This is a genomic window from Massilia sp. AB1, assembly GCF_018119385.1.
GTDB lineage: Bacteria > Pseudomonadota > Gammaproteobacteria > Burkholderiales > Burkholderiaceae_D > Telluria.
In genome coordinates, this window is sequence record NZ_JAGKSG010000005.1 from 16603 (window position 1) to 29667 (window position 13065).

A 13065-nucleotide genomic window follows, 5' to 3' on the forward strand; every position below is an offset into this window, starting at 1 on the left:
GAAATGCCTGCTTTGAGCGTGATCAAGCAAGCATTCTTAAAGACGGGGAATGTGATGTGGGGTGGACGGAGATCGCCCACCCAAGGCGCTACGGACGCAGCACGCCTGCCTTGTAGACAGCCTTGCAGGGATTGAATCCGATCGCATACGCCAGGTCGGCGGGACGTGCGATATCCCACAGGGCCAAATCGGCCTGCTTGCCCACTTCCAGCGTCCCGATCTGCTTCTGCAGCCCGAGCGCGCGCGCCGCATTGGCAGTCGTGCCGAGCAAGGCTTCCTGCGGCGTCAGGCGCCACAGGGTGCAGGCCATGTTCATTGCCAGCAGCAGCGAGGTCATGGGCGAGGTGCCGGGATTGCAATCCGTCGATACCGCCATCGGCACGCCGGCTTCGCGCAATGCGGCCACCGGCGGCTGCACGGTCTCGCGCAGGAAGTAATAGGCTCCAGGCAGCAGCACGGCCACCGTGCCCGCATTCGCCATGGCGGCGATGCCCTCCGGCGACAGGTATTCGAGATGGTCGGCGGAGAGTCCGCCAAAGCGCGCCACCAGCGCGGCGCCCTGCTGGTCCGACAGCTGTTCGGCGTGCAGCTTGACCGGCAGGCCGAGCTTGCGCGCGGCGGCGAAGATGCGTTCGGTCTGCGCATTGCTGAAGCCGATCCGCTCGCAGAAGGCGTCCACCGCATCGACCAGTCCCTGCCCGGCCAACTGCGGCAGCATGCGCTCGCAAACTTCGGTCACGTAGTCGTCGGCGCGGCCCGCGAATTCCGGCGGCAGCGCGTGCGCGCCCAGGAAGGTGGTCGCCACCCGCACCGGCAGCAGCTCGCCGATGCGGCGCGCCGCTTGCAGCATGCGCGTCTCGGACTCCAGCTCCAGCCCGTAGCCGGATTTGATCTCGAGCGTGGTCACGCCTTCGCGCAGCATGGCCTGCACGCGCGGCAGGCTGGCCGCGACCAGCGCGTCGACATCGGCTTCGCGCGTGGCGCGCACCGTCGACATGATGCCCCCGCCCTGGCGTGCGATGTCCTCATAGGTGGCGCCGTTCAGGCGCGCTTCCCATTCGTTGCTGCGGTTGCCGGCGTGGACGATGTGGGTGTGGCAGTCGACCAGCCCCGGCGTCATCCAGGCGCCGCCGCAGTCGTGCTCCTGCACCGCGCGCGGCGCCTGCGCGCGCGGTCCGATCCAGGCGATGCGCCCGTCCTTCACCGCCAGCGCGGCGTCGCGCTGTTCGCCGTAGCCGCCCGCCATCGTGGCCAGGTGGACGTTGGTGAACAGCAGGTCCATCTCACTCATACATTTCCTCGTCGTCTTCGTCGGAGTGGTAGTACACGTCGACGATGAAGATGGTCGCCTGCCCCGCTTCCAGGTTCCAGGTCTTGTCCGGGTCCAGCACCACGGCGTCGTAGCGCACCAGGCCGATGCGCTCCTCGTCGTTGGACAGTTCCAGGCTGTCGCCCTCGGCCAGGAACAGCACGGTGACGTCGGCGCGCGTCACGAAGCGCGAATCGCCGCTCAGGCGGCGGCGTCCGAACTGGTGGTAGCAGCGCTCGCTGCGCGTCATGACGTTGAAATCCGTCGTCACGCCCCGGCTGAGTTTTGCGAAGACTTCCGAGCTGCCGTCGAACTGGGCCACCGGCTCGGCTTCGCAAATCAGGCTCGGCTCGCCGTCGATCTGCAGGGTCATGCCGTGGCCCTCGACCAGGGCCAGGGTGCGGTCCACGCCGGGGAACTGCGAAAACGCGCCATCCTCGGCGATGGTCGCCAGGCTGACGCGCCAGTCGAAGTTCTCGAAGCCCGCATCCGGCGGCCCGATCGCGATCTCGATGGTGCTGCCGCCGCCGTTCTTCCACGGCACCGGCGACAGCCCTGCAAACGGAATCAAGACGGTCATTGGCTCCCCTCCCGCAATTGTTTCACTGCTTGCCGATAGCGCTGTGCGATCGCATCCTGCGCCATGTGGCGTCCACCTTGCACCACCCAGCGCCCGCCGCACAGCACGTCGCGCACCAGGTTGTCGTTACCGCAGAACAGGAAGCGTCCGAGCACGTCCGCATCCTGCACGCCGTCCAGGTTCGGATGGCTGCCGTCGAGCACCAGCAGGTCGGCGCGCCGGCCCTCTTCCAGCGCGCCCACGCGGCGTCCGGCCGCCTTGGCGCCACCCTGCAGTGCAGCTTGCCACAGGAATTCGCCCACGTCGCGCTGCTTTTGGGTGACGGCGACGTTGCGGCGCTGGTGGATCAGGCGCTGGCCGTATTCCAGCCAGCGCAGTTCTTCCACCGGGCTTTGCGAGACGTGGCTGTCGCTGCCCACGCCGAAGGCGCCGCCGGCCGCGATGAAGGGCTCGAGCGGGAACAGGCCGTCGCCCAGGTTCGCCTCGGTGGTCGGGCACAGGCCGGCGATCGCGCCGCTCCGCGCCAGGGCCTGCACTTCGCTGTCGTTCAGGTGGGTGGCGTGCACCAGGCACCAGCGCGCATCGAGCGCGACCTGGCCCATCAGGTATTCGACCGGGCGCTTGCCCGCATAGGCCAGGCATTGCTCCACCTCTCCCTGCTGCTCGGCGATGTGGATGTGCAGCGGGCGTTCCTTCGGCAGCGCCGCCGCCAGTTCGCGCACCTGGGCGATGGAGGCCGCGCGCAGCGAGTGCGGCGCGGCGCCGACTTCGACCTGGCCGCCGCGCAGCGGCGCCAGCGCCTCGACGATGCCAAGCACGTCGTCCACGCCGGTGCGGAAGCGTCCCTGGGCTGGTGCCAAAGGCTTCTCGCCGAAGCCGGCATGGCTGTACAGCACCGGCAGCAGGGTCAATCCCATGCCGGACGCCTGGGCGCCGGCGGCGACGCGCTCGGCGGTCTCCGCCACGCGCGCGTAGGGCTGGCCGTCCGGGGCACGCTGCAGGTAATGGAATTCGCACACCGAGGTGTAGCCGTGGCGCAGGCACTCGACGAAGAGCTGGGCGGCGATGGCCTCGATCTGCTCCGGCGTGATGCTGGCGGCGAAGCGGTACATCAGGTCGCGCCAGGTCCAGAAGCTGTCCGGACCGTCGCCGGCGCGCTCGGTCAGGCCGCCCAGCGCGCGCTGGAAGGCGTGCGAGTGCAAATTGACCATCCCCGGCAGGACGTAGTCGGCGCGCGCCACGCCCAGCGGCGCAGGCGATTCAGGAACGATATGGGTCAGGTCGCCGTGGATGTCCCACTCGACCAGGACGTCGCGCCGCCAGCCTTCCGGCAGCAGCGCGTGGCGGGCGAATAAAGCTCTCATTTCTGCACCCAGTCCACCGCGCCCTGGATCATGGCGCGCAGCAGGGGCTGCACCTCGGCCGCCACGTCCGGGCGGTATGCGAAGGGCGGCGCCTCGTTCATGTACAGGCACTGGCACATTTCGAGCTGGATGGCGTGCACCTTCTCTTGCGGCTGGCCATAGTGACGGGTGATGTGCCCGCCCTTGAAGCGGCCGTTGACGGCGACGCTGAAGCGGTCCTGGGCACGCGCCACGTCCACGATGGCGTCTTCCAGTCCCTTGGCGCAGGACTTGCCGTCCGCGGTGCCGAAGTTCAGGTCCGGCAGCTTGCCTTCGAAGAAGCGCGGCACCCTCGATGCGATGGAATGCGCGTCCCACAGCACCACGCTGCCGAATTCGGCCTTCAACCGGTCAAGCTCGGCGCGCAGCTGATTGTGATACGGGCGCCAGTAGGCTTCCAGGCGCCGCTGCACCTCGGCTTCGTCGGGCTCCTGCCCTTCCCGGTACAGCTTTTCGTCGCCGAAGGTGTCGACCGGGCACAGGCCGGTGGTGCTCATGCCCGGATACAGGTTGGTGTTTTCCGGAGGCCGGTTCAGGTCGATCAGGTAGCGCGACCAGCGCGCCGACAGCACCGACACGCCCATCTCCTCGAGGAAGCCATACAGCTCCGGCAAATGCCAGTCGGTGTCGGCGCGCGCCTGCGCGCAGGGCGCAAGCCGCGCGGCGACCTCGTCGGGGATGTCGGTGCCCACATGGGGCATCGACACCAGCATGGGGACCCTACCTGCCTTGAACCGGAACTCCATTACGACTCCTGTGGTTGTGGATTACGGGTGCAGCACCGTAAACAGCTCCTTGCTCGACGCCGACAGCGCGCCGCTGACGACCATCTTGCGCGCGGCCTCGATGTCCGGCGCGAAGAAGCGGTCGGCATCGTAGGGCGCCACGTGCTGGCGCAGCGCGGCGTGCACCTGCTCCAGGATGGCGGAGCTGGTCAGCGGACGGTGGAATTCGATGCCCTGGGCCGCCGCCAGCAGTTCGATCGCCACGATAACAGACGTATTGTGCGCCATCTGGTCGAGACGGCGCGCCGCGAAGGTCGCCATGCTGACGTGGTCTTCCTGGTTGGCCGAAGTCGGCAGGCTGTCGACGCTGGCCGGGTGGGCGTGCGACTTGTTTTCCGAGGCCAGCGCGGCCGCCGTCACGTGGGCGATCATGAAGCCCGAGTTCAGGCCCGGCTCGCGCACCAGGAAGGCCGGCAGGCCGGACAGGTTGGCGTCGATCAGCAGCGCGATGCGGCGCTCGGCCAGCGCGCCGATCTCGGCGATCGCCAGCGCCAGGGTGTCGGCGGCGAAGGCCACCGGCTCGGCATGGAAATTCCCGCCGGAAATAATCGTGCCGCCTTCGAACAGCAGCGGGTTGTCGGTGACGGCGTTGGCCTCGATCAGCAGGGTGCGGCCGGCGTTGGCGATCAGGTCCATCACGGCGCCCATCACCTGCGGCTGGCAGCGCAGGCTGTACGGGTCCTGCACGCGCTCGTCGCCCACCAGGTGCGAGGCGCGGATGGCGCTGCCCGCCACCAGCTGGCGGTAGATGTTGGCGGCGGCGATCTGGCCCGGCTGGCCGCGCACGGCGTGGATGCGCGGGTCGAAGGGCGCGTCCGAACCGCGGGCGGCATCGACCGACAGCGCGCCGGTGACCATGCCCGCTTCCAGCAGGCGCTCGGCCATGAACAGGCCGTGCAGGGCCAGCGCGGTCGAGACCTGGGTGCCGTTGATCAGCGCCAGGCCCTCTTTCGCTTCCAGCTCGATCTGCTCGATGCCGGCGGCGCGCAGGGCGTCGACGGCGTCCAGCAGTTCGCCGTTCACGCGCACCTGGCCCACGCCCAGCATCGGCAGGGTCATGTGGGCCAGCGGCGCCAGGTCGCCCGAGGCGCCGACCGAGCCCTGGGACGGGATCGCCGGCATGATGCCCGCGTTGTACATCTTGATCAGGGTCTCGATGATCGCCGGGCGCACGCCCGAGTAGCCGCGCGCCAGGCTGCCGATCTTGGTCAGCAGGATCAGGCGGACGATGGTGTCCGACAGGAGTTCGCCGGTGCCGACCGCGTGCGACAGGATCAGGTTACGCTGCAGGGCCGCCAGCTGGTCGTGCGGGATGTGGGCCTTGGCCAGGATGCCGAAGCCGGTGTTGATGCCGTAGGCCGGGTCGCCCTTGGCGACGATGGCCTTCACGGTTTCGGCCGAGGCCTTGATCGCGGTCCAGGCCTCATCGGCCAGGGTCAGCGGCACGTGGGCGGCCCAGACGGCGCGCAGGTCGGCAAGCGCCATCTGGCCGGGCTTCAGGGTGAGTGCGTGATGGTGGTTCATGGTGTGCTGCCTTACTTGATCATCGGGAGGTTCAGGCCATTGCGCTTGGCCGTTTCAATCGCGCTTTCGTAGCCGGCGTCGGCGTGGCGCATCACGCCCGAGCCGCTGTCGTTCACCAGCACGCGCGCCAGGCGCTTGGCGGCGGCGTCGGTGCCGTCGGCAACGATCACCACGCCGGAGTGCTGCGAATAGCCCATGCCCACGCCGCCGCCGTGGTGGAGCGACACCCAGGTGGCGCCGCCGGCGGTGTTCAGCATGGCGTTCAGGAGCGGCCAGTCGGACACCGCGTCGGTGCCGTCGCGCATCGCTTCGGTTTCGCGGTTGGGGCTGGCGACCGAGCCAGTGTCCAGGTGGTCGCGGCCGATGACGATCGGCGCCTTCAGTTCGCCGGTACGGACCATCTCGTTGAAGGCCAGGCCGGCGAGGTGGCGCTCGCCCAGGCCCAGCCAGCAGATACGCGCTGGCAGGCCCTGGAAGGCGATGCGCTCGCGCGCCATGTCGAGCCAGCGGTGCACGCGCGCGTGCTGCGGGAACAGTTCCTTGATCTTGGCGTCGGTTTTATAGATGTCTTCCGGATCGCCCGACAGGGCCACCCAGCGGAACGGGCCGCGGCCTTCGCAGAACTGGGGACGGATGTAGGCCGGCACGAAGCCCGGGAAGGCGAAGGCATCCTCGACGCCCTCGTCCTTGGCCACCTGGCGGATGTTGTTGCCGTAGTCGACCGCGTAGGAACCCATGGCCTTGAAGTCGAGGATGGCGCGCACGTGGATGGCGCAGGACTTGGCCGCGGCGGCCTTCAGGCGCGCATGCTCGGCCGGATTCTGCTGGGCGGCCTTCCATTCTTCCACGGTCCAGCCGAGCGGCAGGTAGCCGTTGATCAGGTCGTGGGCCGAGGTCTGGTCGGTGACCAGGTCGGGGACGAGGCCGCCCATTCGTCCACCTTGGGCGCGCTGCACCAGCTCCGGCAGGATCTCGGCGGCATTGCCCAGCAGGCCGATCGAGACCGCTTCGCGGCGCCCGGTGTATTCCTTGATCATGGCCAGGGCTTCGTCGATGTCCTTGGCCTGCTTGTCCAGGTAGCGGGTGCGCAGGCGGAAGTCGATGCTGCTCTGCTGGCATTCGATGTTCAGCGAGACGGCGCCGGCGAAGGTGGCGGCCAGCGGCTGGGCGCCGCCCATGCCGCCCAGGCCGGCGGTCAGGATCCAGCGGCCGGCCATGTCGCCGCCGAAGTGCTGGCGGCCGGCTTCGGCGAAGGTCTCGTAGGTGCCCTGGACGATGCCCTGGGTGCCGATGTAGATCCAGCTGCCGGCGGTCATCTGGCCGTACATGAACAGGCCCTTGCGGTCCAGTTCATTGAAGTGTTCCCAGGTAGCCCATTTCGGCACCAGGTTGGAGTTCGCCAGCAGCACGCGCGGGGCGTCCGGATGGGTCTGGAACACGCCGACCGGCTTGCCGGACTGGATCAGGAGGGTCTGGTCGTCCTCCAGTTCCTTCAGGGAGGCGAGGATCTGGTCGTAGCACTCCCAGTTGCGGGCCGCGCGGCCGATGCCGCCGTAGACCACCAGGCTTTGCGGGTTTTCCGCGACCTCGGCGTCGAGGTTGTTCTGGATCATGCGGTAGGCGGCTTCGGTCAGCCAGCTCTTGCAAGCCAGTTCGGTGCCGCGCGGGGCGCGGATCACGCGGGACGGGTCGACGCGCGGGTCGTCGAGACGGTTCGATTCAGTGGTCATGGCGGCTCCTTCGTGAAAGGTCGGGGCGTGCGCATGGGCGCACGCTGCGTGCTGCACTGAAGTCTAAGTTGTCTATACAACTAAGTCAAATCATTTTGGCATGCTGTTTTTGTAGTGGTGTGCGTGCAAACTTGGATCCCGGCCTTCGCCGGGATGACGTTTCAATGTACGTAGCCTTAAGACCGTCGTCCCGGCGAAGGCCGGGACCCAAGTTCGTCGCGTACCACTACATTACTTCTTGAAGACCTGCTTGCCCGCCACCCACGTCTCCAACACCCCCGTCTTGTGGATGTCATACGTCGGCATCCTGAACAAATCCCGATCGATCACAATAAAGTCCGCCTGCTTCCCCGCCTCCAACGACCCCAGCGAGTTCTCCTGATGCCCCGCATATGCCGCATCCAGGGTGAAGCACCTGAACGCCTCCTTCAGCGACATCGCCTGGTTCGGATACCACCCCGCCACCGGCTGCCCCTGCGCATCCTGGCGTGTCACCGCTGCATGGATGCCAAAGAAGGGATTCGGCGCCTCCACCGGGAAATCCGACCCGCAGGCGATCTTCGACCCCTGGTGCAGGAAGCTGCGCCACGCATACGCGCCCTTGATGCGCTCCGGCCCCACGCGGGTCTCGGCCATGTTCTTGTCCGAGGTTGCATGCGTCGGCTGCATCGACGGAATAATGCCCAAGGTCTTGAAGCGCGGGATGTCTTCCAGGGTCACGACCTGCGCGTGCTCAATGCGGTGGCGCTGCGCCGCGCTTTTTGTGACGCCCAGCTCTTTCTTGTAGATGTCCAGGATCTGGTGGTTGCCCGCGTCCCCGATGGCGTGCACGTTGACCTGGTAGCCCTTGCGCATCGCCTTGGCCATCATCGCATCCATCTGCGCCGTCTTGAAGAACAGCAGGCCGTGCGAATGCGGCTCGTCGCTGTACGGCTTAATCAGGGCCGCGCCGCGGCTGCCCAGCGCGCCGTCAGAATACAATTTGACTGAACGCAGCGCGTACATGCCCTTGCCGTAATCCTTCAAAGGCCCGTTCTTCGCCAGCTCGTCGAAATCCTTGTCGGTGCCGCCGATCATGGCGTACACGCGCGCCGTCAGCTTGCCCTGGTCGGCATAGGCGCGGTACAGGCGGTCTTCGGCCACGCCGATGCCCGCGTCGTGCACGCTGGTCAGTCCCACGCGTGCGATCTCCTGCAGTGCGCGGTCCAGCATCACCCGGCCTTCGGCCTCGGTCTGCCGCGGCAGCACCTTGGCCACCAGTTCCTGGGCCGCGTCGACCAGCACGCCGGTGGCTTCGCCGTTCGCGTCGCGCATGATCTTGCCGCCCACCGGATCGGGCGTGGACTTGGTGATGCCGGCCAGCTTCAGCGCGCGGCTGTTGGCCCAGCCGGCGTGGCCGTCGACCCGCTCCAGCCATACCGGACGGTCGCTCACCACGGCGTCCAGTTCGGAAGCAAGCGGGAAGCGGCCCAGCTTCCAGTTCTCCTGGTTCCAGCCGCGGCCGCGGATCCAGGCATGGTTAGCATTGGCGCGCGCGTAGTCGCCGATCGACTTGATCGCCCCTTCCAGCGAAGTGGAGCTGAACAGGTCGAGCTGGGTCAGCTGCTGGCCCAGGCCGAACACGTGGCCATGGGCGTCGATCAGGCCCGGCAGCACGGTGCGGCCCTGCATGTCGATGCGGCGGGCGTTCTTCGCCTTTGCCGCCACGTCGGCGCCGCTGCCTACCGCAATGATTTTCCCTTGGTCGTCGAAGGCCAGCGCGGTGAACTGCACCAGGTCGCCCCTGGCGTTCAGCGTGTAGCCGTTGGCGTTGTCGATGACGGTGTCGGCCAGGGCCGGCAGGCTGCCGAGGGCAGCCAGGACAAACAGGGAAATCGGGCGGATGCGCATGCTTTTTCTTCTCCGTGAAATAGGTGTACCGCGCCTCGTGGGCACGGCTCGGAGAAGTGTATAGCAAAGCTAAGCCGCGTCGTGAAAGATGATGCCCAATGTATGACGATTTCCGCGCCGCAGCCGGCTCACACCATGGCGCATGGCCACGCGGTAAATACCGCGCGTGCCCTGCACCGGCCGATGGTTGACGGGGAAGACCACGGCGTCGCCCTGCCCGAGCGCCACGACTTCGGCGCGCGACTGCATGCGCGGACGCTGTTCCGTCAATACGAACTCGCCACCCTCGAAGTCCTCGCCGGGCCGGGACAGCAGAACCGCCACCTGCAGCGGGAACACATGCTCGCCATACAGGTCCTGGTGCAGGCAGTTGTAGTCACCTTCGCGGTAGCGCAGCAGCAGCGGCGTCGGGCGCAGCTGGCCGGCATCATGGCAGCGCGCCAGGAAGTCCCCGTGCGCATCCGGAAAGCGCTCTTCGAGACCGAGCGCGGCCTGCCAGCGGTTGGCGATGCGCGCCAGCGGCGGATACAGCTGGGTGCGCATCCAGTCCAGCGCGCCCGGCAGCGGATACGCAAAGTATTGGTATTCGCCGCGTCCGAAGCCGTGGCGCTCCATCACCACGCGGCTGCGGAACTGGCCGGCGCCATCGTATAGCGAGGCGTACCACGCGCATTCGTCGCCGGACAGCAGCCCGGGCATGACGGCGCAGCCATGGTCGTCGAGCTGCGCGGCCACGGCATCCCAATCCACCTGCATCACTGGCCCGCCTCGCGGTCCAGCAGCACGCGCTTGCGTTCGATGCCCCAGCGGTAGCCGGACAGCGAACCGTCGGTACGCACCACGCGATGGCAGGGAATCGCCACCGCGACGGGATTGGCGGCGCAGGCTCCCGCCACGGCGCGTGCGCCATCCTTCAGGCCCACGCGTTCCGCCAGTTCGGCATAGCTGACGGTCTGGCCGGCCGGGATCTCGCGCAGCGCCTGCCACACGCGCTGCTGGAAGGCGGTGCCGCGCACATCGAGCGGCAGCTCCAGGCCGACGCGCGGGGACTCGACCAGCCCGATCACCTGCGCCACGGTCCGCTCGAATCCGGGCTCGGCGCCGATCAGCTCCGCGCGCGGGAAGCGCTCCTGCAGGTCGTGCACCAGGGGCTCGGGCTCGTCGCCGATCAGCACCGCGCAAATGCCCCGCTCCGTCGCCGCCACCAGGATCGCGCCCAGCGAGCACTGGGCCACCGCGAAGCGGATGCTCTCGCCCTGCCCGCCCGAGCGGTAGCTGGCGGGTTTCATGCCGAGCAGGCCGGTCGAGGCGGCGTAGAAGCGTCCGCTCGATCCGAAGCCGGCGTCGTAGATCGCGTCGGTCACGCTGGATGCCTCCGGCAGCTGGGCGCGCACGCGCGCCGCGCGCTGGGCCGCCGCATAGGCCTTGGGCGTGATACCGGTATGGGCCTTGAACACGCGGTGGAAATGGAAGCGGCTCATGCCGGCCGCCTGCGCCAGGCTGTCGAGATCCGGTTCTTCTTCCGAGGCCTCGATCAGGCGGCAGGCGCGCGCCACCGCTTGCGCCTGGCGCTCAGCCAGCGGCGCCTGGTCCGGCTTGCAGCGCAGGCAGGCGCGGAAGCCCGCGGCTTCCGCCTCGGCGCAGCCGGCATGGAAGGCGACGTTGGCGCGCAAGGCCCCGCGCGAGGGGCAGGACGGGCGGCAGTAGACGCCGGTGCTGCGCACCGAATACACGAAACGGCCGTCGGCGGCGCGGTCGCGGCGCTGGACGGCGTCCCAGCGGGCTTCGTCCGTATCGAATGCTTGGGTGGGAATGGCGGCGGTCATGGCATGCTCCGAATAGCGAATGGCTCCATCCTAGCGCCTGGCGCCAGGGGAGGCACTCCGGGTCTTGCTTTCGAATCAGGTTAAAATCCCGGGTGACGGCAGCGCCGCCCCGGCCTGTCATTATCGGCTCCGGGAGAGTAGTTTGGAAGAACAGACCGCGCAAGACAGTACCCCCATTTTCCAGCGCATCAAGGATTACCTGGTCGGCGAGATCGCCGCCGGACGCTGGAAGGAAGGCGACCTCGTGCCCTCCGAGCAGGCCCTGGTGCGCCAGTTCGGCGTGTCGCGCATGACCGTCAACCGCGCCGTTCGCGAGCTCACCGCCGAGCAGGTGCTGGTGCGGCGCCAGGGTTCGGGCACCTACGTGGCGCCGCAGAAGTACCAGGCCACCCTGGTCGAGATCCGCAACATCGCCGACGAGATCCGCGAACGCGGCAAGCTGCACCGCGCCAGCGTGCGCCTGCTGCGCCAGGAGGAAGCCGACGACGAACTGGCCGCCGAGTTCGAGCTGGAGCCGGGCGCGCCCCTGTTCCACTCGCTGATCGTGCACTTCGAGAACGACGTGCCGATCCAGCTGGAAGACCGCTGGGTCAACCCGGACTGCGCCCCCGCCTACCTGGAGCAGGACTTCACCGTCATCACTCCGAACGAACACCTGATGCAGGCCGCCCCGCTGCAGGGCGCCACCTATACCATCGAAGCCCATCCGGCCCAGCCGGAGGTGGCCGCGGTGCTGGCGGTGCCGGTGGACAGCTGCTGCCTGGTGCTGCACCGCCGCACCACCTCTGCCGGAAGGGTGGCTTCGGTCGCCACGATGTGGCATCCAGGCCACTTGTCGCGCTTTACCGGCAGCGTATAAGGCCACTTGCGGCAAAAAATGCGGCAGGACTGGCCATTTGTTCAAAATCCTGGCCATAATGGCCCTCCTTCCTCAGCCGCGACCATTTCCATGAGCCGAACCGACGCCCCTGTACCGAGCGACGCCCCCAAGCGCGTGCTGGTGCTCGACGACGACCGCTTCGTGCTGGGCGTGCTGGAAGAGATGCTGGGCGAGGTCGGGCGCTACCATGTCGCCACCGAGGCCAATGCCCGGGACGCGCTGGCGCGCCTGGACGAGCACCGTCCGGACGTCATGATCTGCGACCTGGTGCTACCCGATATGGATGGCATCGAGTTCCTGCAGGCCGCCGCCGGCCAGGGTTTCCGCGGCAAGGTGGTGCTCATCACCGGCTACGACGACGGACTGCGCGAGGCCGCCACCGACCTGGCGCGCGCCCTCGGTCTGCAGGTCGCCGGGGCCTTCCGCAAGCCGATCGGCGCCGAGCAATTGCGGCGCGCCGTGGAATGTTGAGATTTTGTACAAACTGCTAAACACTTTTTAAAAAAATGGGGTATTATTCGCCTCATTCCCCGCCTGACATCCCCTAGCCGTTCTTCCTTATTGAAATATGCACACAGTGTCTCCACCATTGTGTAGCAGCAATACGGTAACTCTAAGCAGTGCACGGCAGCCGGCTGAGACATCGTTCTGTCTCCAGGCGTTAATTGATCCTTACCTCATCTGAGGAAACCATGAGCGAAAACATCAAACATATCAGCGACGCATCCTTCGACACCGACGTGCTCAAGTCCGAGCGCCCGGTCCTGGTGGACTTCTGGGCCGAGTGGTGCGGCCCGTGCAAGATGATTGCACCGATCCTGGAAGAAGTCGCCAAGGAATACGAAGGCAAGGTCACGATTGCCAAGCTGGACGTCGACGCGAACCAGGCCATTCCGGCCAAGTTCGGCATCCGCGGCATTCCGACGCTGATCCTGTTCAAGAATGGTGTTGCCGCTGCCCAGAAAGTGGGCGCCATGGCCAAAGGCCAGCTGACCGCATTCATCGACAGCAATATTTAAGAAAAAAAGAGACAAGCGGCGGCGGCGCGCCCGCGCCACCGTCATCCTGGACGGAAGGACTACCTGGTCCTTCCGGCTTGATTAAACCAGCCACGCAGCTCCCTCCCCTACCTTAATTT

The 13065-nt window shown here is 67.3% G+C and carries 12 protein-coding genes; 3 read left to right on the forward strand and 9 right to left on the reverse strand.

What is annotated here, in order from left to right; genetic code table 11:
* Window positions 1-88: 88 nt before the first annotated feature.
* The 9 genes from hutI to ada form a co-directional block, all read right to left on the reverse strand.
* The gene (hutI, locus tag J8847_RS04510) at window positions 89-1291 is read right to left on the reverse strand and encodes an imidazolonepropionase (protein WP_211523491.1); all 1203 of its coding nucleotides are present in this window, start codon (window positions 1289-1291) and stop codon (window positions 89-91) included.
* The gene (locus J8847_RS04515) at window positions 1284-1889 is read right to left on the reverse strand and encodes a HutD family protein (protein ID WP_211523492.1); all 606 of its coding nucleotides are present in this window, start codon (window positions 1887-1889) and stop codon (window positions 1284-1286) included. Before J8847_RS04515 ends, hutI begins: the two co-directional genes overlap by 8 nt.
* Window positions 1886-3253, reverse strand: a complete 1368-nt coding sequence (locus J8847_RS04520; protein WP_211523493.1) for a formimidoylglutamate deiminase — start codon at window positions 3251-3253, stop codon at window positions 1886-1888. Before J8847_RS04520 ends, J8847_RS04515 begins: the two co-directional genes overlap by 4 nt.
* The gene (gene hutG / locus J8847_RS04525) at window positions 3250-4038 is read right to left on the reverse strand and encodes an N-formylglutamate deformylase (RefSeq protein WP_211523494.1); all 789 of its coding nucleotides are present in this window, start codon (window positions 4036-4038) and stop codon (window positions 3250-3252) included. The genes J8847_RS04520 and hutG overlap by 4 nt, the downstream gene beginning before the upstream one ends.
* 21 nt (window positions 4039-4059) lie before the next feature.
* Window positions 4060-5601 (reverse strand): histidine ammonia-lyase, encoded by a 1542-nt coding sequence (gene hutH, locus J8847_RS04530; protein WP_211523495.1) that lies wholly within the window; start codon window positions 5599-5601, stop codon window positions 4060-4062.
* 11 nt (window positions 5602-5612) lie between these two features.
* Entirely contained in the window at window positions 5613-7331 is a 1719-nt protein-coding gene (gene hutU, locus J8847_RS04535; protein WP_211523496.1) for a urocanate hydratase, read from the reverse strand.
* Window positions 7332-7562: 231 nt separating this feature from the next.
* Window positions 7563-9221, reverse strand: coding sequence for an amidohydrolase (locus J8847_RS04540; protein ID WP_211523497.1), 1659 nt, complete (start codon window positions 9219-9221; stop codon window positions 7563-7565).
* Window positions 9222-9290: 69 nt separating this feature from the next.
* Window positions 9291-9977, reverse strand: coding sequence for a 2OG-Fe(II) oxygenase (locus tag J8847_RS04545; protein ID WP_211523616.1), 687 nt, complete (start codon window positions 9975-9977; stop codon window positions 9291-9293).
* Entirely contained in the window at window positions 9977-11047 is a 1071-nt protein-coding gene (ada, locus tag J8847_RS04550) for a bifunctional DNA-binding transcriptional regulator/O6-methylguanine-DNA methyltransferase Ada (protein WP_211523498.1), read from the reverse strand. The genes J8847_RS04545 and ada overlap by 1 nt, the downstream gene beginning before the upstream one ends.
* Before the next feature lie 142 nt (window positions 11048-11189).
* Here ada and hutC point away from each other — a divergent pair, with 142 nt between their 5' ends.
* The 3 genes from hutC to trxA all read left to right on the forward strand — a co-directional run bounded on the left by hutC (window position 11190) and on the right by trxA (window position 12946).
* Window positions 11190-11906, forward strand: coding sequence for a histidine utilization repressor (hutC, locus tag J8847_RS04555; RefSeq protein ID WP_211523499.1), 717 nt, complete (start codon window positions 11190-11192; stop codon window positions 11904-11906).
* Between the two features lie 90 nt (window positions 11907-11996).
* Window positions 11997-12398 carry a response regulator gene (locus J8847_RS04560; protein WP_211523500.1) on the forward strand — a complete coding sequence of 134 codons (402 nt, stop codon included), beginning with the start codon at window positions 11997-11999 and terminating at the stop codon, window positions 12396-12398.
* Between the two features lie 221 nt (window positions 12399-12619).
* The gene (gene trxA / locus J8847_RS04565; protein ID WP_211523501.1) at window positions 12620-12946 is read left to right on the forward strand and encodes a thioredoxin TrxA; all 327 of its coding nucleotides are present in this window, start codon (window positions 12620-12622) and stop codon (window positions 12944-12946) included.
* The last annotated feature ends 119 nt before the right edge of the window (window positions 12947-13065 follow it).